14 protein-coding genes and 1 tRNA gene are annotated in these 25,472 nt (G+C 61.0%); 9 read left to right on the top strand and 6 right to left on the bottom strand.

What is annotated here, in order from left to right:
• Positions 1 to 129: 129 nt before the first annotated feature.
• The 9 genes from AXF13_RS05225 to AXF13_RS05185 all read left to right on the top strand — a co-directional run bounded on the left by AXF13_RS05225 (position 130) and on the right by AXF13_RS05185 (position 15,113).
• Positions 130 to 2,277 (top strand): TonB-dependent receptor, encoded by a 2,148-nt coding sequence (locus AXF13_RS05225; RefSeq protein ID WP_062251922.1) that lies wholly within the window; start codon positions 130 to 132, stop codon positions 2,275 to 2,277.
• Between the two features lie 79 nt (positions 2,278 to 2,356).
• Positions 2,357 to 5,830, top strand: coding sequence for a non-ribosomal peptide synthetase (locus AXF13_RS05220; protein ID WP_062251921.1), 3,474 nt, complete (start codon positions 2,357 to 2,359; stop codon positions 5,828 to 5,830).
• Positions 5,830 to 8,877 (top strand): type I polyketide synthase, encoded by a 3,048-nt coding sequence (locus AXF13_RS05215; protein ID WP_062251920.1) that lies wholly within the window; start codon positions 5,830 to 5,832, stop codon positions 8,875 to 8,877. Before AXF13_RS05220 ends, AXF13_RS05215 begins: the two co-directional genes overlap by 1 nt.
• A gap of 76 nt (positions 8,878 to 8,953) precedes the next feature.
• Positions 8,954 to 10,297 carry a branched-chain amino acid transport system II carrier protein gene (locus AXF13_RS05210; RefSeq protein WP_062251919.1) on the top strand — a complete coding sequence of 448 codons (1,344 nt, stop codon included), beginning with the start codon at positions 8,954 to 8,956 and terminating at the stop codon, positions 10,295 to 10,297.
• 11 nt (positions 10,298 to 10,308) lie between these two features.
• Positions 10,309 to 11,577, top strand: a complete 1,269-nt coding sequence (locus AXF13_RS05205; RefSeq protein WP_223299980.1) for an aromatic amino acid transport family protein — start codon at positions 10,309 to 10,311, stop codon at positions 11,575 to 11,577.
• 135 nt (positions 11,578 to 11,712) lie between these two features.
• The gene (locus tag AXF13_RS05200; protein ID WP_062254729.1) at positions 11,713 to 13,086 is read left to right on the top strand and encodes an MATE family efflux transporter; all 1,374 of its coding nucleotides are present in this window, start codon (positions 11,713 to 11,715) and stop codon (positions 13,084 to 13,086) included.
• A 172-nt stretch (positions 13,087 to 13,258) separates the two neighbouring features.
• Entirely contained in the window at positions 13,259 to 13,948 is a 690-nt protein-coding gene (locus AXF13_RS05195) for a MotA/TolQ/ExbB proton channel family protein (protein ID WP_062251918.1), read from the top strand.
• A 2-nt stretch (positions 13,949 to 13,950) separates the two neighbouring features.
• Positions 13,951 to 14,412 carry a protein TolR gene (tolR, locus tag AXF13_RS05190; RefSeq protein WP_062251917.1) on the top strand — a complete coding sequence of 154 codons (462 nt, stop codon included), beginning with the start codon at positions 13,951 to 13,953 and terminating at the stop codon, positions 14,410 to 14,412.
• Positions 14,413 to 14,414: 2 nt separating this feature from the next.
• Entirely contained in the window at positions 14,415 to 15,113 is a 699-nt protein-coding gene (locus tag AXF13_RS05185) for an energy transducer TonB (protein WP_062251916.1), read from the top strand.
• A gap of 412 nt (positions 15,114 to 15,525) precedes the next feature.
• On the opposite strand, the gene AXF13_RS05180 is transcribed toward AXF13_RS05185, so the two are convergent.
• The 6 genes from AXF13_RS05180 to AXF13_RS05155 all read right to left on the bottom strand — a co-directional run bounded on the left by AXF13_RS05180 (position 15,526) and on the right by AXF13_RS05155 (position 25,100).
• A tRNA-Val gene (locus AXF13_RS05180) sits at positions 15,526 to 15,601 on the bottom strand.
• A 45-nt stretch (positions 15,602 to 15,646) separates the two neighbouring features.
• A complete protein-coding gene (locus tag AXF13_RS05175) occupies positions 15,647 to 18,280 on the bottom strand; it encodes a PEP/pyruvate-binding domain-containing protein (protein ID WP_062251915.1) in 2,634 nt (877 codons plus the stop codon).
• Position 18,281: 1 nt separating this feature from the next.
• Positions 18,282 to 18,662, bottom strand: a complete 381-nt coding sequence (locus tag AXF13_RS05170; RefSeq protein ID WP_062251914.1) for a response regulator — start codon at positions 18,660 to 18,662, stop codon at positions 18,282 to 18,284.
• A gap of 219 nt (positions 18,663 to 18,881) precedes the next feature.
• Positions 18,882 to 20,597, bottom strand: coding sequence for a sensor histidine kinase (locus tag AXF13_RS05165; protein ID WP_062251913.1), 1,716 nt, complete (start codon positions 20,595 to 20,597; stop codon positions 18,882 to 18,884).
• Positions 20,588 to 23,230 (bottom strand): PEP/pyruvate-binding domain-containing protein, encoded by a 2,643-nt coding sequence (locus AXF13_RS05160; RefSeq protein ID WP_062251912.1) that lies wholly within the window; start codon positions 23,228 to 23,230, stop codon positions 20,588 to 20,590. Before AXF13_RS05160 ends, AXF13_RS05165 begins: the two co-directional genes overlap by 10 nt.
• A gap of 373 nt (positions 23,231 to 23,603) precedes the next feature.
• Entirely contained in the window at positions 23,604 to 25,100 is a 1,497-nt protein-coding gene (locus AXF13_RS05155) for a FliI/YscN family ATPase (protein ID WP_062251911.1), read from the bottom strand.
• Between the last annotated feature and the right edge of the window lie 372 nt (positions 25,101 to 25,472).

The raw sequence follows: 25,472 nt of genomic DNA, 5'->3' as shown, positions 1-25,472 counted from the left end.
ATTGCTATCCATATCCTTGAACAAGTTGACGTGTGTTTGGGCAGTTCCGCGCCCAAACACACGTATTGGGGGTGGACGCACGTCGTCCAATTGAAAAAGAAATTCATTTTTATTTCCAAGGAGGAACCCATGTCGCCAGCCAAGAGCAAACTTGGCAACTACTGCCTGTACCTTATGATCACCGCATGCCTGTGCGCTGCGCCAGTCGTCGCCATGGCGGAGGAAGACGACGCCAAAGAACCCCGGCAAAGCTCGGGCACGGATGAGGCAAAAACCAATAATGCCACGCCGTACGGACTGCCGCCGGTTATCGTGACGGTGGATAAAAGAAAAACCGAGGTACAGAAGACGCCCATGACCTTGACCGTGCTGGATTCACAACAGCTTGACGACAAGGGCGTCACCAAGATTGACGACGTGTTGCGGCGCGTACCCAACCTCTCCGTCAACCGGGGCATGGGCGGCATGAACTATATGTCCTTTCGCGGCGCGCCCACGGTCATCCCCACGGAAACCAACCCACTGGTGATCTATGTGGACGGCGTTCCCGCGGACACTTTTATGAACATGGACGCCTCTCTTCTGGACATCGAACGGGTCGAAGTGCTGCGAGGCCCGCAGAGCGTCATGTACGGCAAAAATTCCTTCGGCGGTATTATCAACGTCATCTCCAAAAAACCGGACAATACTATCAGGGGGAAGGTCTTTACCCGCGCCGAATCGTATGAGGGCTACGCCCTCGGCGGAACCGTGAGCGGCCCTCTGAAAGAAGACCTGTTCTATATCTCCCTGTCCGCCATGCATGATCAGTCGGAAGGCTACATGGACGTCTCGGGCCGCGACAGAAGCAATACCAGTCAGAAAGACAGGTTCAAGGGAACGCTTCGCCTCACGCCTACAAAGCAGGTTGATATTTCCCTGCACGGCGACTACACCCGCTCGCGCGAACGACCCGCCTACATCAAGGGAGACGAACCGACTCTGGACTCCTTTTCCACCAACAAGGACTACTCCGACAGCGACACCCTGAATCTGGCCCTGACCGCCTCGGTGGACATGGATTTCATGACCTTCAACTCCGTAACGACCTATCGCACTGAAACCATAGACTTCCAGGCATATCTCAACCCGGTGATGCCCATGGCGGACACCTCCGGCCGCAACATCGTGCGCAAAGAAGTCACGCAGGAATTCCGGCTCAATTCCCCCGAAGACAGTAAGGTGCAGTGGCTGCTCGGACTGTACGGAAGTTATACCGACCTGGACATCAAAAACATCTACGCCAATTACATGCCCATGTATGGTTTCGACAACATATCACTGAATCAGCCCTTCAAGCAGACCACCCAGGAAATAGCGCCCTTCGGTCAGATTGACATTCCGCTTACGGAATCGATCCATGCCATCGCCGGACTGCGCTGGTATAACGCCTACAAGTCCGCCACCATCAAATATGAACCCAACAGCGACATGCAGGCGCTTTTCGGTTCCAAACCCATGGAGACCAGCCCGGACAAGAGCTGGAGCGAGCTGCTGCCCCGTTTTGCGCTCACCTGGCAGATAAACCCCAGCGACATGATCTACGCGGGCGTGAGCCGCAGTGCCGTGCCCGGCGGCTTCAACTACGGTGCTTCCACGCCGACCGAGCTCACCTACGATTCCCAGACCGCCTGGAACTATGAAATCGGCGCCAAAACCGGCTGGTTTGACAACAAATTCCTGGCAAATCTGAGCTTGTTTTACTCGACCTTCGAAAATCTCCAGATCATGGAATACAACCCCACCCTTGCCGCGTATGTGGCGAGAAACGCCGGCAGGGCTTCCAGCTACGGCGCAGAACTGGACCTTACCTGGAGGATACTCGAAGGCCTCGAATTCGATCTGAGCGGCGGCTATACCTATGCGCAGTATGACGACTACAGCACCATGGATACCACGACCGGCAAGGACGTCTCCTATGACGGCAAGCGCATTCCCTACACGCCGACCTTTTCCGGCACCGCCGGGTTGCAGTACAGGCATTCCTCAGGAGTCTTCGCCCGCATGGAAGCCATCTATGCCGACAAGCTCTACTGGGATGACGCCAATGACTATTACCGTGATCCCGTAACCGTCTTCAACGCGCGTCTCGGATATGAAGGGGACAACTTCGACATCTATCTGTACGGAAAAAATATTTTCGGTACGCGTTACCTTCAGTCCTATGCATCCACAACGTCCATAGGCGTCATGGCGCCTCCGCAGACCTTCGGCGTGGAACTGGCCTACCGCTTCTAACCGTATTGGAGACCCGCCGGACTTCCCGTCCGGCGGGTTCCTGTCAACGACGCTTTCCTTCCCGCCATGGAGGTTCAACGTGGCCATATCCGGGAAAAATCTGCGGGCTCTGTCCCTTGAGGAACTGGCTGCCCTCGCGGCTTCCATCTACCCTCAAAAGCAGGCCGCCGCTGAAAAAGGTCCGGCCGAATCGCATGATGCGCCGCCGTGGGAAATGATCCCGGAGAATGAAGGCGCAAACGGGCTTTCCCTTGCTCAGGAGCGCCTCTGGTTCATGGATCGTCTCTCCCCGGAAAATCCTTTCTACAATATCCCATTCGGCCTTGAAATTACAGGAAGCTTGAATCATAGGGCTTTCCGGCAGGCATGGCTTGCGGTCATTGCCAGGCATGAATGCCTCACAAGTGTCTTCCCCGCCACGCCGGACGGCACGCCGGAACTGAAGCATATTGATGCGGAACAATGCGCCCTGCGCATGGTCGACATGCGTGCCTCCGACCGCGCACAGCGGCAAAAAACGCTTCGGGAAGCCATGAAAAAAGAAGCTGCGACCGGTTTTTCCCTGGCTTCCGGCCCCCTGGCGCGCGGCACGCTCTATCAACTTGAGGATACCAGCAATACACTGCTTTATACGTTTCATCATATTATTTTTGACGGCTGGTCGCTGGCTGTCTTTCTTGATGAACTTTTCGCTGTCTACGAAGGCATATGCACGGGAAACGTCCCGGACCTGCCGAAACCGCCAAGCTATGCGCGCTTCGCCCAATGGCAGCGGGCCGGCATGGACGGGCCGCATGCCCGGCAGGAAAGAGATTGGTGGAAAAAGCACCTGGACGATCTGCCCAGCCTGGAAGTGCGCCCAGATTTCCCCCGGCCCGACGTGCAGAGCTTCAAGGGGCATACCCTTTCCTTTTCCGTACCGCACAAAGTCAGTTCCGCCATCGACGCACTGGCCCACCGGCATGGAGCCACCCCCTTCATGGCCTGGCTGGCAATATACGCCCTTATCTTGGGCCGCATGTCCGGACAGTCCTCCTTTGCCGTCGGCAGTTCCATATCCGGCAGGGAACATCCGCTGACAGAGCGGATGGTAGGATTTTTTCTGAACAATCTTGTGGTCAGGACGGATATTAACTCCGACGCGAACTTTATCTCCCACCTCCGGAACATCCGGCAAAGCGTGCTGCTCTCCCTTGAGCACGCCGGGTTGCCCTTCCAGTTTATCGCCGATGGCCTGGGACAGAACCTCGACATAAGCCGCAACCCTGTATACCAGGCGGCCCTCACCTACCAGAACGCGCCTATGCCGCGCAATCTGCCCGCAGGTCTTGAACTGCGCTCCATCTTTGTTCCCTCAAACTCGACCCACCTGGATATGGAGCTGCTTGTCGAGCCCGGGACGAAAGGACATACCCTCTACCTGACCTATGCCACGGATATTTTTTCCTTTCAGACCGCAAAGGCCGCCTGCCGGGCCTTGTCCGTCATGGCGGAAAAGCTGGCATCCGATCCCGCTCCCCCCTTGCGCGTGCTGCTGCGTGACCCCGAAATTTTTTCTTTTCCCTTCAGCGGTCATGAATCCGTCATTTCCGGACCTGAAAAGCTCCATGCATTTCGGGATGTCTGGAGCAGATTTATGGGCTGCGTCCACACCCGCTTCGAATCCGTGGCCCTGAAAATCCGTCCACCCAGGCATGCGGATGCGCCGAAACAGGATATCACCTATGCCCGGCTTGCGGCCATGGTTGACGGCGCGGCACGCCTTCTGAGAGGACAGGACCTTGGTCCCGGAAAAATCGTGGCCCTGATGCCAGCCTCGTCCCTGGATCTGATTGTCGTCATGCTCGCCGTATGGCGCACGGGAGCGGCCTGGGTTCCTCTCGACCCCGACCATCCGCCCGCCCGCAACAGAGATATTCTTTTATCTTCCGGCGCATCCATTCTTGTTGCCGCCCCCGAGCATCTGGAAGTCCTGTGCCGGAGCGGATTGCCCGATGGGGCCGTCCGCCTGCTGCCCGCTCCCCTCCGGTTGGATTACGCCGCCCAACTCCCTCCGCCTCCGCCCGCGTGCACGACCTCCGCCGAAGACCTGGCATGCATTCTCCACACCTCCGGCAGTACGGGCGTTCCCAAGGGGATAGAACTTACGCACGGAGCCATGGCCCATCGGTGGGAATGGATGTGGCGTCGCCTGCCCTGGCAGGACGGCGACCTGGCCTACCTCAAGACGTCTCCGCTTTTTGTGGATTTTTTGTGGGAAGTTTTCGGCGCGCTGCTGGCCGGAACGCCGCTTCTGATCACAGACCGCGCCCCGGCCCGGAATGTGCCCGCCATGGTGGAGGAAATGGAACGCCACGGGGTAACGCAGATCGTCCTTGTCCCCTCCCTGCTCTCAGCCATGACGCGGGTCCCGGGAGGAATCGCGGGCAAGCTGCCCGGTCTGAAAACCATTCTGAGCAGCGGCGAACCCCTTGCCCCGGAGCTGGCGGTTTCTGTCGTCAGGGCCATCCCCGGCATTCTCATCGTAAATCTCTACGGCTCCACCGAAGTCATGGACGCCACGTATTTCTGCATATCCGGGGACAATGCGGAAGATGTCGCCGCCATGAAGGACGTGCCGCTCGGCGTCCCCATTGACGGGACCAGCGTGGCTCTTATGGACGATTTCTCCCTGCCGGTCGCGGCCGGAAGCACGGGCGTCATTCATATCGCCGGGCCGAGCCTGGCGCGGGGTTACAGGACGCCTGACCATAACAGAGCCTTCCTGCGCCTTGACGGCGAGGACGGCCAACGCCGCTGGTTCCGCATCGGTGATCTGGGCCGGATAGATGAGAACGGTAACCTCCACTATCTGGGACGCAGGGATCAGCAGATAAAAATACGCGGCGTTCGCATCGAGGCCGATGCGGTCAGGGATGCTATGCAGGCATACGTGGGCGTGCAGGAGGCCGTTGTCGGGATTTGGAGTGACAGATTCGGGCATCAGCGTCTGGCCGGTTTCATTACCATGGAGAATCATGTTCCGGAAGAACAACAGGACCGCTATGCGCAGGAGTTACGCGGTTTTTTGCTCGAAAGGCTTCCAACCGTAATGGTGCCGGACAATATAAGGGTGGTCGCCCAGTGGCCCCGGACGCCCTCGGGAAAAATCGACAGGCAAACTCTTCTGAAATCTCTGGAGACGGAAAATACGGAACGTCCGTCCGGTATGCCGACAATCGGGGACAGCGTCAAAAGGACTCTTGAAAGGTTGTGGCGGGAAGCCATCGGCCTTCAGAACATCTGCACGGAAAAAAACTTTTTTGAAGCCGGCGGCAATTCTCTTTTACTCGTCCAGCTTCACGAAAGCATCCAGAAAGAATTCCACACGGAGTTCCCCCTCACCGAGTTGTTCCGACACCCCACGATTGAAAGTCAGGCGGCCCTGTTGCGCGGGCGTGAGGTAGGCGGAAGGCCTCAGGCATGCGCGCCCGCGCAGGAGCAGCCGCCTTCCGGCATGCGGGCGCGCAGAATCGCCGCGAGAGCGGCTTCTTTCCGGCGGGAGCATTACTGATGGACTGCAACAAAACACAAAATGATTTTCTGGCCGTGGTGGGCATGGCCTGCCGTTTTCCGGGCGCGGCCTCGCTTGAGGAATTCTGGGAAAATCTTCTGGCCGGTCGGCAGGCCATGAGCCCTGTCAGTGAACAGGCGCTCAACGCGGGTCCGCATAAAAACGTCTGGCGGCTTCCCGGATATGTACGCATGTGCTGCCGCCTTGAGGATGTGGAGTTCTTTGACCCGGACTTTTTCGGCCTTTCCACGGCTGAAGCCGAAATTATGGACCCGCAGCACCGCCTGCTGCTGGAGACGGCCTGGCGCGCGCTGGAAAATTCCGGCGACACGCGGCCCGACGCCGAAAAAACGCGAACCGGCGTCTATGCCAGCGTCAACATAAGCTCATACATGCTGGGCAACCTGTACAGCCACATGCTGACGGGAACGCTCGATCCCTTTGAGGTGCTGCTCGGAAACGACAAGGACTATCTCGCCACCCGCATAGCCTACAGACTGGGGCTGCGCGGCCCAGCCGTCAGCGTCCAGACCGCCTGCTCATCGTCGATGGCCGCCCTGCATATGGCTTGCCAGGCGCTTGTTTCCGGCGAGTGCGACAGAGCCCTCGCCGGCGCGGCGACAATTCCCCTGCCCGCCGAACTTGGCTATATGTACATACCCGGCGGCATGCGCTCGCCGGACGGCCGCTGCCGACCTTATGACGCAAACGCCGCCGGAACGATCTTCGGCAGCGGCGTCGCGGCGGTTGTGCTGAAGAGGCTGGAAGACGCCGTGGAAGCCGGAGACGGAATCTGGGCCGTCATACGCGGCAGCGCCATCAATAACGACGGGCGGGAAAAAGTCAGCTTCACGGCTCCCAACCCGGCCGCCCAGGCCGCCGTCATACAGGAGGCCATGCTCATGGCCGGGGTATGCCCGTCCGACATGGCTTTTGTGGAGGGGCACGGCACAGCCACACCTCTGGGGGATCCGATAGAAGTGGCGGCCCTGCGCGCGGCCTATGCCGGTCATGAGAAAAAGAGCGCTGTATATCTGGGTTCTGTCAAGGGCAACGTGGGGCACCTTGACGCCACTTCCGGCCTGGCCGGATTCATCAAGGCCGCGCTCAGTCTGCACCACGGCGTATTTCCCGGCACCGCCAACTTCACCCGCATCAATCCCCGCTTCGGCGACGGCATCGCCCCGTTCGAGGTCAACGCGGAGCCGCGTCCTCTTGACGACGACCCGCAAAACCGTATCGGCGGAGTCAGCTCATTCGGATTCGGCGGCACCAATGTGCACATGATCCTGCAGGGCGCACGGCAAAAAACGTCCACCCCGGTATCCTCCCCGCCCGAGCCCCAGCCTCTCTTCCTGTCGGCGGACACGGAGCGGGAAATGGAGAGGCTTGAGCAGGCCCTTTCCACCTGCCTTCAGCGTGAAGAGCCAAGCCCTCCCCCACTGCGGGACCTCGCCTTTACCCTCGCCACCGGGCGTCGGCACGGGCGTTTACGGCGCATTGTCACAGGCCAGACCCCACAGGACGTTCTCGCCGCGCTCGGCAATCATGATCGCTTTCCCGTAAAAAGTGCGGACGGCAAAAAAGAAATCTGCTTCCTTTTCCCGGGCCAGGGTTCGCAGTCGCCCCACATGCTGCGGAGTCTTTACCGGCAAAACCCGCGCTTTCGTGAACTGCTGGCCGAAAACCGCAGGCATATTCTTGCGGCGGGGGGTCCGGACATTCTCAATCTGCTGCGCGAGAGCTGGGATGACGAGCCGGGTTCTTTTGAGCGCATCACGCGGACCGACATGATGCAGCCGGTTCTTTTCGCCCTTGAGCTTTCCCTGGCCACCCTGCTCGAGGAAGCGGGAGTCCGGCCTGCATGCCTGCTGGGACACAGTTTGGGCGAAATTGCCGCCGCCTGCTTCGCCGGAGTGTTCACGCCGGTGGACGCGGCCCGGCTGGTTACAAAACGCGGAGCCCTGATGCAGCAGGCCCCCGAAGGAAGAATGCTCGCGGCCCTGCTGCCGCGCGAAAAGTTGAGCCTGGCCCTTGGCCCCCTTCTGGACCGAATGGAAACAGTCGTCGTCAACAGCCGGTCCAATTGCGTGCTTTCCGGGCCGGAGAATATTCTGGAGCAGGCGCGGGAGGCGCTGGAATGCGCAGGCGGGGCCGGTATTTTCCTGCGCACGTCCCATGCCTTCCATTCCTCCGCCATGGACGGCATTCTCGAAGTTTTTGAGACTGTTGCCGCTTCCATCCCCCTGAACGCCCCGTCCATTCCGGTCATCAGCAACGTCACCGGCCGCTGGGCGGGAGATGAAATGGCGTCGCCCCAGTATTGGGTGCGCCACATCCGTTCCTGCGTGCAATTCGACGCATGCCTCGAGACGGCCTTCGCCACCCCGCGCATGGCGCTGGAAGTCGGTCCGGGCAGTGTGCTGTCTTCCCTTTTGCGGCAGCATGTCGGCCCGGACATTATCGCCTTCTCTCCCTTTGCCGAAGACGGCGGGCATCAGGTCCCGGCATCGATAGCGGAAGAATTGTGGCTCAATGGGGCGGACATAGATTGGCGGGGCATCCGCGCTGACGCGCGCCGCTGCCCCCTGCCGCGGCTTCCCATGCGGAAAAGGCGCATCTGGATCTCCCCGGAAGAAACGCCCGCTGTCCACCCCCCGGCCGAACCCGTCGAACATGCCGGAATATCCCAGCCGCAGGGCGGGGAAAGCCGCGCCGGGGCGCGCCGGATGGAAGATGTCATTGCCTCCATCTGGGAAAAAATATTGCGCATGCACCCGATGGATCGCGACACGTCCTTTATCGAACTTGGCGGCAACTCTGTGCATGTGCTGCATATGATACGCCTGGCACAGGAAGAGGGCATCACCTTCAGCATGAAGGACGTGTTTGAGACAAAGACCGTCAACGCCCTGTGCCGACGCATTGATGAAACGGGGAAAATCCCATCCGCCCCGTCTTCGCCCGGCACGCACGCTTCCACCGACGACATCGACAGCCGCGACATGGCCGTGCTGCGACGCGTGTTCGACGCCGGGCAGGCCTGATCTTTTTCACAACAAGGCGATATTTCAAATAACACCAGCAGCAACATTCACTCCCTGCCCGTATGGCGGAGGTAGCATGGGCAAAATACCACGCGCCAAATTGTCTTTCCGCGCTCTCCTTCTGGTCTCGGCGACCATCTTTTCCCTGCATTTTGGAGCGGCTTCCATGCTCTGGCCCACAACCTGGGGGCGGGATTCCGGCCTGAGCTACCCCGTGGCCTTCATGGGCTTTTTCCTTTCGGGCATTTTTCTGCCATGGCTGGGATATCTGGCCGTCAGCAAGGGCAAGGCCACGTTTTACGGCCTGACGCGAAACGTCGGCCGCAAATTCTGCCTGATCTACGGCGGCATCACTGTATTGGCTCTCGGGCCGCTCTTTGCCGTGCCCCGCATGAGCGCGGCATCCTGGGACGCCGTCAGCAGGCTTTTTCCCATAGAGGCCGGGGGTCGCGCCTTTCTGCTGTCCATATTGTTCATGCTTGCCTTTTACCTTGTGACGCTGTGGTTCTTCTATCAGAAGGGCGCCATTGTTAACCGGGTCGGGAAAATACTTGTTCCCGTCTTTCTGCTTATGGAAATCATTATCATAGCGGTCTCCATATACATGCCTGTCGGCGAGGCCGCCGGGAAAAACTATGCGCTTCACCCGCTGGGCTACGGATTCATCAACGGTTACCAGACCATGGACCTTATCTGCGCCATCATGTTTTCGGGCTTTATCATCTATGACCTGCAAATGCGTCTGGGCAACGATACGCGGTCCGTCAACCGCGCTCTGGCCGTGGCGGGTCTGCTGGGCTTTCTGATCATGGCCTGCGCGCAATTCGGCGAGATGTACAGAGGCAGCACGGCCAGCAGCGTCTTTCCCGATCTGAGCTATGCCAAACTCTCAGCCACCCTCGCTTTGGTGCAACTCGGTGTGGCGGGAGGCATAGTCTTCAATTTTTGCCTTTTCATGGCCTGCCTGAGCACAGCCATAGGACTGCTTGCCGGAACGGCTTCCTTTATCGAAGAGGCTTCAGGCGGGAAAATATCCTACAAAACTGCCTCCCTGCTCTGCTTTCTGACGGCATTCATCGTCAGTTGCGCCGGATTTGAAGCCATATTCACCTGGGCTACGCCAATACTGCAATTCATCTATCCGCCGTGCATAGCTCTGGCCCTGTGCCACGCCTTTCTCAACAGATTTACAGGAGGCCTCAGAGCCGCCTGCTACGCGGCGGCCCTCTGGGGGCTCGCGGACGCCGCGGCTGAATACCTCAAACTCTTCGGCGTCCAAGATCCGGGCCTGCTTCTGGCGCTGGTTCCCGGATATGAATACGGGCTGGCCTTCATATGGCTGACGGTCGCCGGATGGCTGTGCGGGCAAACGCTCGAATATCTGCATGCCCGCGCGCATGAAAACGTGCCCGCAATATAGGAGGCTTTCCCTTGGAAACCCACGTGCGGCCATATGTAGGTTCTGCTTTGGACAGCAAAAACATCCCTGTCCGTGACTCCGGCCTCTCCCTGCACAAACTCACTCTTGCGGAAAGCATAGGAATCATCGTCGGCACCAATATCGGCGCAGGCATACTGGGACTGGCCTATGCCTCGCGCAAGGCCGGTTACTTGCCCCTGCTGCTCTGGCTTGCCGTCGCCGGTATTTTTACATGCATTTCCATGCTGTATGTCGCGGAAATATGCCTGCGCACCAAGGGCAACCACCAGCTCAGCGGACTTGCGGAGCACCATCTGGGCAGGGCGGGCGCATGGCTGCTTTTCGCGGGCGTGGCGGCCAACAGCTACGGCGCGCTGACGGCCTACATAGCAGGCAGTGGAGAAATCATGAACAGTTTCTTCGGCTCAATGGGCGTCACCAGGCCCATCGGCAGCCTGCTGTTCTTCATCCCCGCCGTCATCATACTGTACACGGGCCTGAAGGCTGTGGGCAAAGGCATAACATTGATTAGCGGCTCCATGGTGCTGCTCATCGCCACTCTCATTGCGGCGACCATCACCCATGAAAAATCCACCCTGCAAAACCTGTGGCAGGCGCAATGGCCGAATATGCTGCCGGTTTTCAACATTGCGGTTTTCTGTTTTTCAGCCCAGTACATGGTTCCTGAAATCGCCCGCGGCAACAAGGACACGCCCCGCAGGCTCGCTCCCGCCATCATCGCGGGAATCGCGGGCAGCTTCATCCTGCTGGCCGCGGTACCCGCCGCCGTCATCAGCCTGGACGGCATGGAAAATCTGAGCCAGGTGGCGACCATCACCTGGGGAACCACGCTTGGCGTATGGGCGTACTACACGGCCAATGTTTTCGCGCTGCTGGCCATGCTGACCTCATACTGGGGCCTGAGCGGCAGCCTTGTAAGCAATATTTTTGACCACTTTATGATCGGAAGGGACACCATCCCGGCAAAGCGTCTTTTTGTGCTCACCCTGGTCTGCATTCCTCCTTTCTTCATAGCCTATTCCAATGCCGCGAACTTTGTGGACGCGCTTTACTTTGCCGGAACCTTCGGGGGCGTGTTTATAGCCACCTTGCCCATATTCATGCTGAACCGCGCGCGCAAGGCCAACCCCGAGCGCCTGCCGTGGCAGTGCGGCTGGTATGCCTGCCGCCCGGTACAGACCATTATTCTTCTGCTGTTTCTGGGCAGCGCCGTATACGCCGTGGCGGCCGCCGCAGGCTATATCCCACCGGCATGGTAGCCGGACGGCCGGGAACCCGTGACGCTTTTGTACATATTTTCTGCCGAATGGAGCAGTTTTAAGAAGCCGGGACGGATAGACTTGTTCAGATTGGCTGAGAATGACAGCATTCAACCCGTTTTTTTGGAGAACATGATGCCCTATTTCAGAGCCCTGCGTCAGGAAGCTCCGCATATTTTCAAAATATTCGGACCGTTGCTGATCTCCCAGTACGCCCAGATCGCCAACGGCATCATTGATACGGCCATGGCCGCGCGCTTGGGAACAGTCGAGCTTGGCGGCGTGGCTGTCGGCGTGGCCATCTGGATGCCCGTCTATATGTTCGTGATCGGCATACTCATCAGCGTGTTGATCCTCGTGGCGCAAAGTCACGGCGCGGGAGACCGGGACGGCGCGGTGGTTCTGGGCCACCAGGGACTCTGGATGGGCGGCGTTCTGGGGCTCGCGGCCTCGTGCATCATCATCCCGCTTTCGCAGTACGCCGCTTGGTTCGGCGCGGACGCCCAACTCATGCAGACCTCCCGCGCGTACATATGGTCCGTGGCCTGGGGGCTTCCGCTGGGCGGCATGGCCGTCAGCCTGCGCTTTTTCTGTGAAGGACAGAATGTCGTCTTTCCCGTCACGGTCATGGCCGTCATCATTGTGGGCTGCAAAACCATTCTCAATTACGCCCTCATGTTCGGCAACCTTGGAGCACCGGCCCTGGGAGTTCAGGGCTGCGGCCTCTCTTCGGCCATATCCATGGGCCTTCTGTTGCTTATGCTCGCCTTTTATATCAGCTTTTCAAAGCACTTCGCCGCAAGACGATTTATGCGCCACATCCAGTGGCCGCGCTTTCAGACCATAAAACAATTTTTCAAGCTGGGGCTGCCCGTTGCTTTCGGTATAACATCCGAATATCTCGTTGCCTCCGTCATCACCATTTTTATCAGCACAACAACAGTTACAGCCGTTGCGGCCCACCAGGTGGCCTTCAGCTGCATGATGCTGTTTTTCGCCACCCCCGCAGCACTTTCCATGGCCGCCTCAATACGGGTGGGCAATTTGTGGGGAGAAAAGCACGTCGCGGAATCACGCGACGCCATCAAGGGCATCATGGCCCTGAGCGTCATCATCGGACTGGTTTTTACTGTTCTTATGCTGGCAGGCGCCCCCAGTCTCGCATACATGTTCTCAAAAGACACGGCGGTAGCCCTTCTGGCGGCTTCGGCCCTGCGCTTCGGCGCCTTCTTCCAACTGGCCGACTCCATGCAGGTCTGCCTCAACGGCGTATTGCGCGGAGTGGGCGATACCACAGCTCCCTTTGTAATCACAGCAATCGTCTACTGGCTTTTCTGCATACCGGTCGGCTATGTGCTGTCAGGCATGCCACTCCCCTGGGGTCTTGGACTCTCTCCCGATCTGCTGGGCATACGGGGCTGGTGGCTGTCTCTGACCATAAGTCTTTTTATCGTGAGTTTTCTTCTCGCGCGAAGGGTCAGGCACACTTTCTGGCTGGCCGCGAAATGAAACTCCGTGCAGACAAACCGCTCTCGCCGGATTTTACGGCCGTTGCGGGCAGACCGGCATAGCACCTTCGCAGACGCCATGCCGGTCATGAGGCTGCGTGTCGGGTGAAACGGCTTGTCCTTTTATGAAAAGAGATTTAAATTTCAATTTCATATAGAGGGGGAATGACAGAATGGATTCCTTGATTCACGCAGTACTGCAAGCGACTCTTATTTCCAAATTCGTCTTGGTACTGCTGCTGGTCATGTCCATCGCCAGCTGGACATACATGTGCGGCAAATGGCTGACGCTGCGCGCCGCGCAGCGTCGTGCGCATGAAGGCCTGTCAGCCTTCGACAAGGCCGGCGAGCTGAAACGGGCGCTGCCCATAGTCGCAGCCGACGAGCGCTCTCCTCTCTACGGCATTACCCGGCGCGCGGTGCGCGAATACAATCGCATCACCCGCACCGGAGACACGGAACGCCTGCTCAACGACAACGTTCGCCGCGCCCTGCATTTCGGCATTGCCGAGGAAATTGCGAAACTCAAGTCGTCCCTGGCCCTGCTGGCCACTGCGGCCAACACCGCTCCTTTTATCGGTCTCTTCGGCACGGTATGGGGCATTATGCATTCTTTTACCGCCATTGCCAAAATGAAGAGCGTATCACTGGCAACGGTCGCTCCGGGCATCGCGGAAGCCCTCATCGCCACGGCGGTCGGCCTGTTCGTGGCCATTCCCGCGGTATGCGGCTATAATATGTTCCGGGCCAAGCTGACCGGCATTGAGGGCGTATGCATCAACTACGCCGGGCAATTGCTCAACCGCCTGCAGCACGAAGCCGCCGAACACGGCGACGGCATCAGCTTCGCAGGAAAGGACTAGGCATGGGCGCCTCTTCTGACGACGATTTCGTGGCCGACATCAACGTGACTCCCTTTGTGGACGTCATGTTGGTTCTGCTCATCATCTTCATGGTCACGGCTCCCATGATGACCGAAGGCCTGGACGTGGCGCTGCCCAAGGTGGAGTCCTCCGAGGTACTGCCCACCGAAGACGATCACCTCATTCTGACGATCAAAGCCGACGGAGCGCTGTTCCTGGACGAATACGAAACGGGCCTGGCCGATCTGCCCGATGTGCTGGCCGTCCAGGTCAAGGGACAGGACCGGCAGCTTTTCGTGCGCGCTGACAAGGACGTACCCTACGGCATGGTGATGCAGGTCATGGACCGCATCCGCGGAGCGGGCATCGCCGATGTGGGACTGATCACCACATCAACGCCGGTCGAAGAGCCCCCGGCGACTCCCGCAATGCCGGTTACGCCGACAGCCAGGGGAGGGAATTAGCCATGCGGACCGCAACCCGCGGCACAGCCCTGGCCTTCTCGCTGGGCATGCACGCCCTGCTGCTGGGCGGCTTTTTGCTGCTGGCGCGGGATGTTACCACCAGTACGGAAAGAGTCTATCGCGTGGCTCTGGCTGAACTGGCCCCAACCCCCAGCCAACCGGCACCCGCGCAGGCAGCTCCCGAACCGCCCGCACCGCCTCCGCAGCCCCCGGAAGAGCCGCAACCGCAACCCAAAGAAGCGGTACAGGAAGTCCCAAAGCCGCTTCCCAAACCGGACGTGAAAAAAATCAGCCCCAAAAAGCGTGAAAAAGCAGCGCCCAAGGCGAAACCCGCCCCCACGCCGCCGCCCAGGCCCGCAGTCTCCTCCGCGCCTGCCGGACCCGTCCCCCGCAATGTGGGAGGACTCAGCGCATATGACAACGACGCGCTGGACCAGCGGCCCAGCATCACCCGCCGGGTGGCGCCAGAATATCCCACCAAGGCTCGCCGCATGAACGTGCAGGGCACTGTAACCGTGCAACTGGTCGTGGATACCGCGGGCAAGCCCCGCAACTGCGTTGTGGTCAAGGCGACCCCCGGCGGCTACTTTGAGGAAGCCGCCCTCGACGCCGCGCGCAGCATGCGCTTCGTCCCGGGCAAACTCAAGGGGCAGCCTGTGAATACGCTGGTCCAGCTGCCTTTTGCCTTCCGGCTACGCTGAACCTCCGGCAGACCTGTCAGGCGAGAGACATACAGACAATGCCTATGGTCAGCAGGATTATGCCAATACGTTTACGGCGGGAGATTTTCTGGTGGAAGGCCAGGAAGCCAATGACAAGCGCCCCGAAAATGCCGAACACGCACCATTAGGCATAGGCTACGCCGAACGGGATATCCGGCTTTGAGCTGCGCCCGATAGGCGAAAACCTCGCCCGCCCGCTCAATCTGCTCGATACGGTCTGCTCCCAACTGGCGGATTTTAACCTAGTACAGAAAACAAGCGTACCAGCATAAGCGTCAGCCAAAGATATAGAAAAGCCCCTGGCAATCATGATTGCCAGGGGCTTGTGCCGTCTCATCACCCTAAAACAACAGGAGCTTGTGGTTTTACTCCCAAGCTCCTGATTTATTTATGGTAGGCAGTACAGGACTTGAACCTGTGGCCCCCGCCTTGTAAGGGCGGTGCTCCACCAGCTGAGCTAACTGCCCGTGATGCGTCAACGGTCATAGTAATATGGCAGGGGCCGGGCGCTGTCAATGCGTCCGTTTTTTCCCGGCGTTCAGGGGCGTTTCGGCCAGGGCGGCCATATCCCCGGCCAGCTTTTCCCTGAGTGCCTCGGCCCTGGCGCTTTCCAGCATGATCATGTCCACCTGGCGGCTGTGAATCAGCAGATAGCCCAACAGACGTGTTTTCTTCAGAGTCTCCGTAGCGCCGAAGCCTTCGGCCACGGCAAAAAGCGAATCATCCTTGACGTCCGCGCGGAAGCCGTGCCCTTCCAGCAGCCCCGCCAGCATCCGGGCGCGCAGGCGGCGGCGCTCGCGGTCCGCCGCGCCGCCCTTGAACTGGAAGTTTACGAAATTTTCATGGCTGTCTTCTCCGGCCAGGCATTCCACGGTGCAGAAATGATAGCCGTAGCGCGCCTGCAGAATCATGTAATGCTCGCCGATGATAAAGAAGTTGCGTTCCGCCATGGTGGTGGGCGCGGTGCTTTCCAGTTCCGGATTCATGGCGCTTTCAAAAACCACGCTCATAAAGCCCGCGGCCCCGCTGACGGGCGGCCCGGCCCAAGGCACGGCCACCATGCCTTCCCAAAGGGCCAGCATGGGCCCACTGGCGATTTCGGACAAATCCACCACCGGGCCGCTGACCTGCCGGGTGAAACCGCCGCCCATGTCCACCACCCAGTACTGCAATTTGATACCGGCCTTGAGCTGCTTGCCCATGCGCCGGCCGACGCCCGCATCGTCGTCGAACATCAGCCGCACCGCCTTTTCATGGCAGAACCGGGTGATATCGTGCAGGCTCCGGCAATGTTGCGGCGCGAATTCCGGCGCGTCCGGGTCCAGCAGATGCAAGGGAGTCATGAGCCGGGCCAGCGCCTCCAGGCGCAGATACACGGGGCTGCCCGCCATGAGGTTGGGCGGCGCGCTCACGGACGGGATCAACTGGGCCTGACGTCCGGCCAGAACCACATTGCGGTCCGCATCCAGGGTCACGTCACCGGCTTTTTCCAGGAGGCCGCAGGCGTCCGGCAGGCTGAAAATGGCGGGCAGACGGTATTCACGGGCCACGGAGGCCAAATGCCCGGCCATGCCGCCGGTTTCGCTGACCAAACCGGAGGCCCGCGCCAACAGCGTGGCCCAGCGGGGATAGGCCCGCTCCACCACCAATACGCCGCCTTCGGGAAACGAGAGCATGTCCGCTTCCTTGCGGGCCACAAAGGCCGGTCCCATGCCCACGCCGGGGCTCACCGGCACGCCGCCGCCCGCCAGCACGGTCAGTCCCGGCGGCAGTTCCGCCGCCTGAGCTCCCGGATTCCACCCCCTCTCGGCCTCGCGCTCACCGTAGGCTTCGTGCCCCCTGTAGGCTTCGTGCCCCCTGTAGGCTTCGTGCAAAGGCCGGCTCTGCAAAACCACAATGCGTCCATCCCCGGCTTCCAGGGCCCATTCCACATCCTGAGGTTCATTGTAATATTCTTCCAGGGCCAAGGCCACGCGGGCCAGTTTGGCGGCCTGGGCGTCGGTGAGGCTGGGGGCGACTTCCGCATCCGCCGGATGCTTTTCCAGCAGATGCGGCGGATTTTCACGGCTGAATGCAAAAACATCAGGCGTGACCGCCCCGTCCACCACGGCCTGGGGCAGACCGGACACGGCGTTGAGCACGACCCTCTCCTGCCCCTGGGAGGCGGCCACCGGATCACGGCTGTAGGCCACGCCGCCCGCCGCGGCCCGAACCATGGCCAGCACGCCCACGGACATGGGAGCCGCGTCATCCGGAATGCCGCGCTGATAGCGGTAACTCATGGCCGTGACCGCGTATTTGCTGGCCACGATTTCCTTCCAGACTTCGCAGGCCTCTTCGGGCGGCACGTTGAGTTCCGAACGATACTGCCCGGCAAAGGTCACGCCCAAGGCATCCTCGCCTACGGCGCTGCTGCGCAGCGCCAGAAGCAGGTCGTCCCCGGCCCGCGCTTTCATGGCCGCCACGGCTTCGGTAATGGCCGCTTCCAGGTCCGGAGGCAGAGGCGCCGCCAGCACGCATTGCTGCAGGGCCGCGGACAGGCTGAACACTTCGTCCAGGCTGCGCATGTCCGTGGCCTGGATACGGCGCTCCAGCTCGCTCTGCAGGCCATTGTGCGCCATGAAACGATAGTAGGCTGCCACCGTCACCGCAAAGCCGTCGGGCACAGCCAGGCCCACATTGGCGGCCAGCTCGCCCAGATTGGCCATTTTACCGCCCACCCTGGGCAGATCGGCCAGCCGCACCTCGGCCAGGGGCAGGATCAGCGGCCCTTGCGCGAGATGCTCCGGCTGGGCCAGCAGGCGTTCCATGTTCCCTCGGATACGGTCAAAAGCCTCCTGCAGGGGGGCGTAGCCGTTGTCGGACAGAGCGTTCAGCTCGCGCACCATTTGGAACACGGCGGTCACCGCGCGGGTGCTCACGGCGCGCACATAGTCCATGCCGAAGGCTTTGACGCCGCCGAGGCGCTCTTCCACATCGCTCATGGCTTCCAGGGCGCTTTTGTTGGCTGAAAGCAAACGCCGGAAACGCGCGCAACGCTCACGCAGGCGGGCTTTGAATTCCTCCTCGCGAGCCAGTGCGGCCGAATCAGGCGCGGGCGGTTCCCCGCGGCCCAGCCAGCGGCGCAGGTGCTTCAACATGGTCATATCAGGCAGCGGAACGGGCCGCTTCCTCCATTTTGATGATCAATTCGCTGATGGACACGGGCTTGAGCATATAGTCGTACGCGCCCAGATCCATGCCCTGCACGGCCACGCCCATACAGGCGTGTCCGGTGAGCAGGATCACCGGCAGTTCGGGGGCCTTGGCCTTCATATGCCGCAGGGTTTCCAGGCCGTCCATACCGGGCATGCGCACATCCATGACCACCACTTTGAACATTTCCCCGCCTTCCGCCAGGACGGCATCCAGCATATCCAGGGCGCTCTGCCCGTCCGGGGCGGTGCTCACTTCCATGCCGCGCCGGGAAAGGCGCTTTTCCATCAATTGCAGGAATTCTACTTCATCGTCCACGAACAATACACGCATAGGCGCTCCTGGCTCAAAACGTTCATCTGACTTCCGACTCTGCCGTCCGCTACCGCAACGGAAATTTCAAGCCATGAGATGGATTTTCGTGTTATATCAAGGAGAAAGAGCCTTTTATAAAGGAAGTGTACTCTTCTGGTACTCGACCGGAATAAAAGGCGAATTCAACGTGGAAATAACCGAAAGGGCACTCATGACGACAACCTCTGATGTTGGCTGCTACTCCTCAACATCCTCTTCCTGTGGGCTTTCAGCCGGTTCAAGCGGCAACGTAATGCAAAATGTGGTGCCCTGGCCCGGTTGGCTTTGAACCTCAATCCTGCCGCCCAGCTTTTCCAGAATAGTAAAGCAGATGGCCAGCCCCAGGCCCGTACCCTCTCCCACCTTCTTGGTGGTGAAGAAGGGGTCGAAAATGCGTTTCAGGGTTTCCTCGTCCATGCCGGGCCCGCTGTCCGTAAAAAGAATGCGCGCGCCCTGCTCGCAGGCTTCGGTGCGGATGCGCAGGCTGCCGTCCTTGCCGATGGCGTCAATGGCGTTGTCGATGATATTGATGAAGACCTGCTCCAACTGGGCCGGGTCCGACAGAATCACGGGCAGTTGCGGATCGAATTCCTTTTTGATGACGATATTACGGCTGGCGGCCTCTGTTTTGAGCATTTCCACGGCCTGGTCAGCCAGAGAATTGAGCAGTATTTCCGTCCGGCTGGGGTTCATGCGGCGACCGAAGCCCAGCATGCGCTGGGTAATGCCCTTGGCGCGCTTGACGTGCTGCTCGATCTTTTCCGTGCTTTCCAGGACCTCCTGATAGTTTTTCATGCTCTCCGGTTTTTCGTCTTCCAGCAGATCCCGGATCCAGCCCGCGTTCTCCTGAATCAACATCAGGGGATTGTTGACCTCATGGGCCACACCGGCGGCCATCTTGCCCAGGGCCGCCATCTTGCTGGATTGCAGCATTCGGGCGTCAATATGGGCCTGCTTCTGGTCCGAAGCGGCCAGAGAGGCCACCAGATGCCGGGTGCAGACCACCGCGCCCACACTGACCACCGCGCTGCCCAGCAGCACGAAGAGCAGGATCAGCACCTGAAGCTGGCGCAGGGGTTGCAGGCTCTCGCCCACATCGTCCACCACCACCAGCACCCAGGGCATGGAATCCAGACGCATCATGGCCGCCAGCAGGTTCTGGCCGCCCTCCTTGCCCGCGGGCGCGTCCAGGGGCATGGTCAGCATGCCGTTGTGCGCGGCCTTGAGCGAAGGCAGCTTGAACTTGCCCATGATCTTGCCGTGATACAGGGAATCCGTCTGGAGCACGCCCTGCTCGCTGACCAGAAAGGCGTCGCTGTGCTGGCCGGAATAGACCCGGCGCAACAGGGCGTCGATGGCTTCCATGTCGATGGTGGCGCGCATGATGTAGCTGCGTCCGCCTTCGTGCCGGAGCACCGCGATGATGAAATGCGGCACGTGCCGGTAGCCCATGAACACGTCGCTGACATAGACACCTTTGCGCAGCACCTCGTGAAACCAGGGTGTCTCGGCGTAATTGGCGTCGTTCAGATCATAGGGGCCCACATAGGCCACATGGCGGCCATCCATGCCGATAATGCCCAGATCCACAAAGGAGCGGCTGTTGTTCTGCATGACGCTGAAAATCTCGCTCAGCCGGGCGGGATCGCTCAATTCGGCATAGGGGTGAGTGAAGGCCAGGGTTTTGATCTGGGCCACCCGCTCCACAATGAAGGTGTCCAGGGCGCGGTGCTTGCTGCTGGTCACGGCCTCCAGGCCCGCGCTGATTTTCTCGTCGTAGATATTGTTGATGCGGTCCAGGCAGAACACACCCAAAGCCGCCAGCGGCGTAAGCGCCAGCAGGAGCAGGGTCAGCAGCAGGCGGCGGTAGATGGCTCTGTAGCCCCGCAGAGGGGCGGGCGACGTCAACGGCATGGGGGCGCCTCCTGAGCGTCGGTTGCGGGCAGCGTCCGGCCCGTGAACAAATCCCGGCAATGGGCGAGCATTTCCTCGCGCCGGGCCGCCACCTGGGCCGTATCCTGCATGATCATGTCCAACTGGCGGGTATGAATGGTCATATACCCGGCCACAGCCAGCAGATGTTCGCCTTCGTCAGGGTCCATGCCTTCCAGGCGGGCGCTGACGGCGTCGTTGCGCAGCACGGGCGCGAAGCCGAATTCCCAGAGCAGATCAGCCACGAAACGCACCCGCAGGATGCGCCGTTCAATGTTCGCCGCCCCGCCGCGCAACTGGAACAGCAGATAATTTTCCTTGCTGCGCTCGCCCAGGCGCGCTTCCACCGAGACGAAATGAAAGCCGAAGCGCGAATGCAGGCTGCAATAATCACGCGAAATCATGAAATAGTTCTTTTCAGAAAAATACGCGGTCTGGGCCGCCGGGTCCAGATGCGGATTGGCCGTGGCCTCGAACAGCACGGACAAAAAGCCCTTGCCGTCCACGGGCGGCGGCCCCTGCCAGGGATAGGCGTTCATGCCGCGCCAGAGGGAGAGCATGGGCCGCGAGGCGATCCGCTCCACATCAATGACCGGCCCGGCAGGGGTGGCGGCAAAGCCGTCGCTAAGATTGACCACCCAGAATTGCTTGAGCACCGTATCCCGCAGCTGCTTGACCCGCTGGGGCGCGTACTTTTTTTCCGCGCCCAAGGCGAACATGGCGCTGACCGCCTTTTCATGGCAGTAGCGGGCGATGTCGTGGTAGGTGGCGCAGTTGGCGGCTTTGAAGTCCACGCTGTCCACATCGATGGTCAGGGGCAGAATATGGGCGGCCGCGTGCTGGAGAATGCGAAACACCGGGCTGCCCGGCATGAAGTCGCGCGGTTTCGCGGCTCCGGCCAGCAGTTCGTCCCGCCGGCCGTCGTACACACGGCCCAGATCCGCGCAGAGAGTGACTTTCCGCCCCTTGGGCAGGATTTCCAGAGCCCCGTTCAATCCGAAAAGGGCCGGTTTGCCGAATTCGCGGGCCAGAGAGCCCAGGCGGGAGCCCAGCAGGCCGCGCTCGGCTACCAGACCGGCGGCCCGGTCGATGAGCGAAGCCCAGAGATATCTGTCGTCGGGCAGCACCAGAATGCCGCCTTGCGGGAAGCGGCGCGCGTCCTCCCAGGTCCGGACCGGCACCACGGGCCCGCAGACCCGGCCGGGGTTGGCCGTCATGCCGCCCGCCAGCAGGGGCGACGGCAACGCGGCCTCGTCCGGAACGGGCAGGACCGACGTATCCGCCTGCGACGCCAACATCATGGGCCGTACCAGCAAAAGCCGCACCGGGGCACCGGGGGCGCAGACCCAGGTCAACGAAAGCGGGCGGCCTTCGACGTCCTCCAGAGCCAGGGCCAGTTCCGTGACCCGCAGGGCCGTGGCGTCATCCAGAACCGGATGCTCCGGGTCGTGCGGTTCGCGGCCGCGCACCTCGTGCGGCGCGCTGCGGCTCACGCGCAGCAGGTCCACGGGCAGGGCGGAATATTCCATGTCCTGCGGCAGGCCGTCGCAGGCATAGACATGCACATTGACGCCATGCGGCTGCAGGGGATTGCCCGTGTGGGCCAGCCCGCCCCAGGCGCCCTCCTCCACGGCCAGGCAGGTCACGCAGACGCCCGCCCCGGCCTCGGTAAGGCCGCGCGCCCGCCGGTAGATCAGGGCCTGCGCCCGCTGCTTGCGGGCCAGGGTGACGTGCAGGGCATTCAGAATTTCCTTGTCCGGCGCGTCCAGCGGCACGGAGGGCCCCCAGAGCAACAGGCCGGGATCCGTGACGTTTTCCGCCGCGCCCGGATCGTCGCTCTCGTTTTCACCTTCAGGAACCGGGCGCGGCCAGAGGCGGCCCCGCAGCAAAAGACGCATGGGCCGTTGACATCGGTCGCGTAGAGCGCGCACCTCGGCCAGTACGGCTTCGGCCAGATCTTCAGGCAACAATGTGTTTTCCACCAGACTGCCCAAACTTTCGGACAGCTTGGACAGATGCTCCGGACCAAAACCGCCCGCCGCCTGAATCCGGCGATTGATCTCGCTTTGCAGGTCGCCGCTCTGGAAAAAATGCTGACAGCCCGCCGCCGTGACCACAAAGCCGAGGGGCACGGCTTGCGGAAAACGCCCGCGCAGGCTCTCCAGACGGGCCGTGGCCGGGTCCACCAAGGCTTCCTCTCCGGCGTCGTCCAGATTCCCGTGGCCCAGCGGCAGCACCAGCGGCCCCAGCAGACAGGATTCCGGCTCATAGACTTCGGCGGCCACGGTCTTTTGCAGCTCCGCGAAACGTGCATAGAGCGCCGGGCCAGGGGTGGGATCCAGGCGTTCCAATTGCTGGATGCACTGAAAGACCTGGGTGGCGACCCTGGTGCAGAGCGCGCGGACGCGGTACAGACCGAAGGGGTGATCGCAACAAAGCGTATACTCCACTTCGGTCATGGTTTCCTGAAACTTATTCCAGGCGGTGAGAAAGAGCTTGAAGGAGTGATGGCGCAGGGCGAAAAAACGCTCGGCTTCGCCGACGTCGGACGCAACCCCGCCGGAGGCTTTTTTTGTGGAGCGCGTGAGAAAACCCAACAGACGGGAAAGGGACATGGCGACTCCGTCGGCGGTTCTGCCGCCCCGTGAGGGTGGATGCGCATGCCGCGCGCCAAGCCGCGCCGCGTTGCTCCGCCGGATTGCGGGGATTGTTTTTTCTAGCACAATCTCCGGACCGCTTCAAGAGAGGTCCCAACGAAGAGAGAGGGCACACCTGTGCGAAGGCCGTCAGGGCTTGCCGCACGGACGCGGCATGCCCCCAAGGCGGGCCGCCGGGGCTGCTCAGGGGGTGTCGTCATGAGATGGATTTTCGTGTTATATCAAGGAGAAAGAGCCTTTTATGAGGAGAGTGTACTCTTCTGGTACTTGACCGGAATAAAAGGCGAATTCAATGCAGAGATAATCGAAAAGACACTCATGGCGACATCCCCTAGCCCTGCGGCAGGGGCGCCACCCGGGCGCCTCCGGGCAACGGCGCGGGTGCCTCGGGCCGACCCACCTCGGCCAGGGCCCGCATCTGCGCCATGCACTGCTCCAGAAACTGCGGGTCGCCCACATCCTGGCAGAGAAAGGCGTTGATGTCCGGCATGGCGGCAATGGCTTCGTCTATTTCCGCATTGCTGCCCCTGGCATAGGCCCCGATATTGACCATGTCCTCCACCCGGCGGAAGGTGCTCATGCGCCGGGTGATCACCCGCCCGGCCAGCACATCTTCCCTCTGGCAGATGTCCGAACGCAGACGGCTGATGGAGCGCAGCACGTCGATGGCCGGAAAATGCCCCTGGTCCGCCAGATCACGGGTGAGCACGATATGCCCGTCCAGAATGGAACGCACCGAGTCGGCAATGGGTTCGTTGAAGTCGTCGCCGTCCACCAGGACGGTGTAAATGCCGGTGATGGTACCTTTGGCCGAGCGCCCGGCGCGTTCCAGCAGTTTGGGCAGCTGGGCGAAGACCGAGGGGGTGTAGCCCTTGGTGGTGGGCGGCTCGCCCACGGCCAGGCCCACTTCGCGCGCGGCCATGGCAAAACGGGTCACGGAATCCATCATCAAGAGCACGTCCATGCCCTTGTCGCGGAAATATTCGGCCACGGCCGTGGCCGCGTAGGCCGCGCGCATACGCACCAGTGGGGACTGGTCCGAGGTGGCGATGACCAGCACCGAGCGGGCCATGCCCTCGGGGCCCAGGTCCCGTTCCATGAATTCCACCACTTCGCGGCCGCGCTCGCCGATCAGGGCGATGACGTTGACGTCGGCCCTGGTATAGCGGGCCATCATGCCCATGAGCGTGGATTTGCCCACGCCGGAACCGGCCATAATGCCCACGCGCTGTCCCTTGCCCAGGGTCAGCAGGCTGTTGATGGAGCGCACGCCCACGTCCAGGATGTCCGTAATGCGCGGACGCTGCAACGGGCTGGGCGGGTCGGCGTAAATGGGGGTCAGCTCGGGATGCCACTGGGCTCTGGCCTTTATGGCCCATTCCGGCGTGAAAGGGGCCTGGATTTCCAGCTGGCGCTGAAAGTCGGCCTGGCCCCGATCCCCGGCGGGCAGGGGCGAGGTGTAGATTTCCGCGCTCACGGGCGGCCCGGCGTCCAGGGGCGTGCCGAAGGCGTCAAAAGCCCGGCCCAGCAGCTCCGGCCCCACGGGAAAAACCGGCGGCAAGCTGGTATTGCGGATGAGGCTGCCCGGCCGGATGCCGCGCATGTCCCCGTAGGGCATGAACAACAGATTGCCGTCACGGAAGCCCACCACTTCGGCGGCGATGCCCTCGCTTTCCCCGTCGGGGAGCATATGGCAGACCGCGCCCAAGGGGGCGCGCAGTCCGCCGCCCTCGGCCACCAGGCCAACCACCTTGTTGACCTTGCCGAACAGCCGGATAGGATTGCTGGCGCGCAACAGCTGGGAACAGGCGCGCGGGTCCAGTTTCATGACGTTCTCACTCCCGATCCGCCGCTAGAGCGTTTTGATATTAAAAATATCTCAACGCGCTGTGTGGATTTTCCGTAAAAATCCGCACAGCAAAATTATTGCAAGGCGAATTTACTTCGCCGTTAATCGATAATTCCAAGCGCAAAATGCTCTAACGCCGAACACAGTGAGGCGCGCCGCGAAGACCGACCCGACGGGCGGCCCGTAGGGCCGTGCCTGTAGCCCAAAGGGCGTACAGGCATCAAGAGCAATGCGGCGTGGATTCCGGAAAAGCGACCGAAGGCAGCCCTAAGGGCTGTCCCCGTTGGCGACAACGGAGCCATACGGGGATCGACAGCAGCGACAACAGCGCTTTTTGCCGGAATGATCCCT

Source organism: Desulfovibrio fairfieldensis (assembly GCF_001553605.1).
GTDB lineage: Bacteria > Desulfobacterota > Desulfovibrionia > Desulfovibrionales > Desulfovibrionaceae > Desulfovibrio > Desulfovibrio fairfieldensis.
This window is presented reverse-complemented; position numbering and strand designations above follow the sequence as displayed.

Excerpts from the sequence above, each read along its gene's own strand:
- AXF13_RS05225 (WP_062251922.1), top strand. The coding sequence starts at position 130 with ATGTCGCCAGCCAAGAGCAAACTTGGCAACTACTGCCTGTACCTTATG.
- AXF13_RS05215 (WP_062251920.1), top strand. The coding sequence starts at position 5,830 with ATGGACTGCAACAAAACACAAAATGATTTTCTGGCCGTGGTGGGCATG.
- AXF13_RS05210 (WP_062251919.1), top strand. The coding sequence starts at position 8,954 with ATGGGCAAAATACCACGCGCCAAATTGTCTTTCCGCGCTCTCCTTCTG.
- AXF13_RS05200 (WP_062254729.1), top strand. The coding sequence starts at position 11,713 with ATGCCCTATTTCAGAGCCCTGCGTCAGGAAGCTCCGCATATTTTCAAA.
- AXF13_RS05195 (WP_062251918.1), top strand. The coding sequence starts at position 13,259 with ATGGATTCCTTGATTCACGCAGTACTGCAAGCGACTCTTATTTCCAAA.
- tolR (WP_062251917.1), top strand. The coding sequence starts at position 13,951 with ATGGGCGCCTCTTCTGACGACGATTTCGTGGCCGACATCAACGTGACT.
- AXF13_RS05185 (WP_062251916.1), top strand. The coding sequence starts at position 14,415 with ATGCGGACCGCAACCCGCGGCACAGCCCTGGCCTTCTCGCTGGGCATG.
- AXF13_RS05175 (WP_062251915.1), bottom strand. The coding sequence starts at position 18,280 with ATGACCATGTTGAAGCACCTGCGCCGCTGGCTGGGCCGCGGGGAACCG.
- AXF13_RS05170 (WP_062251914.1), bottom strand. The coding sequence starts at position 18,662 with ATGCGTGTATTGTTCGTGGACGATGAAGTAGAATTCCTGCAATTGATG.
- AXF13_RS05165 (WP_062251913.1), bottom strand. The coding sequence starts at position 20,597 with ATGCCGTTGACGTCGCCCGCCCCTCTGCGGGGCTACAGAGCCATCTAC.
- AXF13_RS05160 (WP_062251912.1), bottom strand. The coding sequence starts at position 23,230 with ATGTCCCTTTCCCGTCTGTTGGGTTTTCTCACGCGCTCCACAAAAAAA.
- AXF13_RS05155 (WP_062251911.1), bottom strand. The coding sequence starts at position 25,100 with ATGAAACTGGACCCGCGCGCCTGTTCCCAGCTGTTGCGCGCCAGCAAT.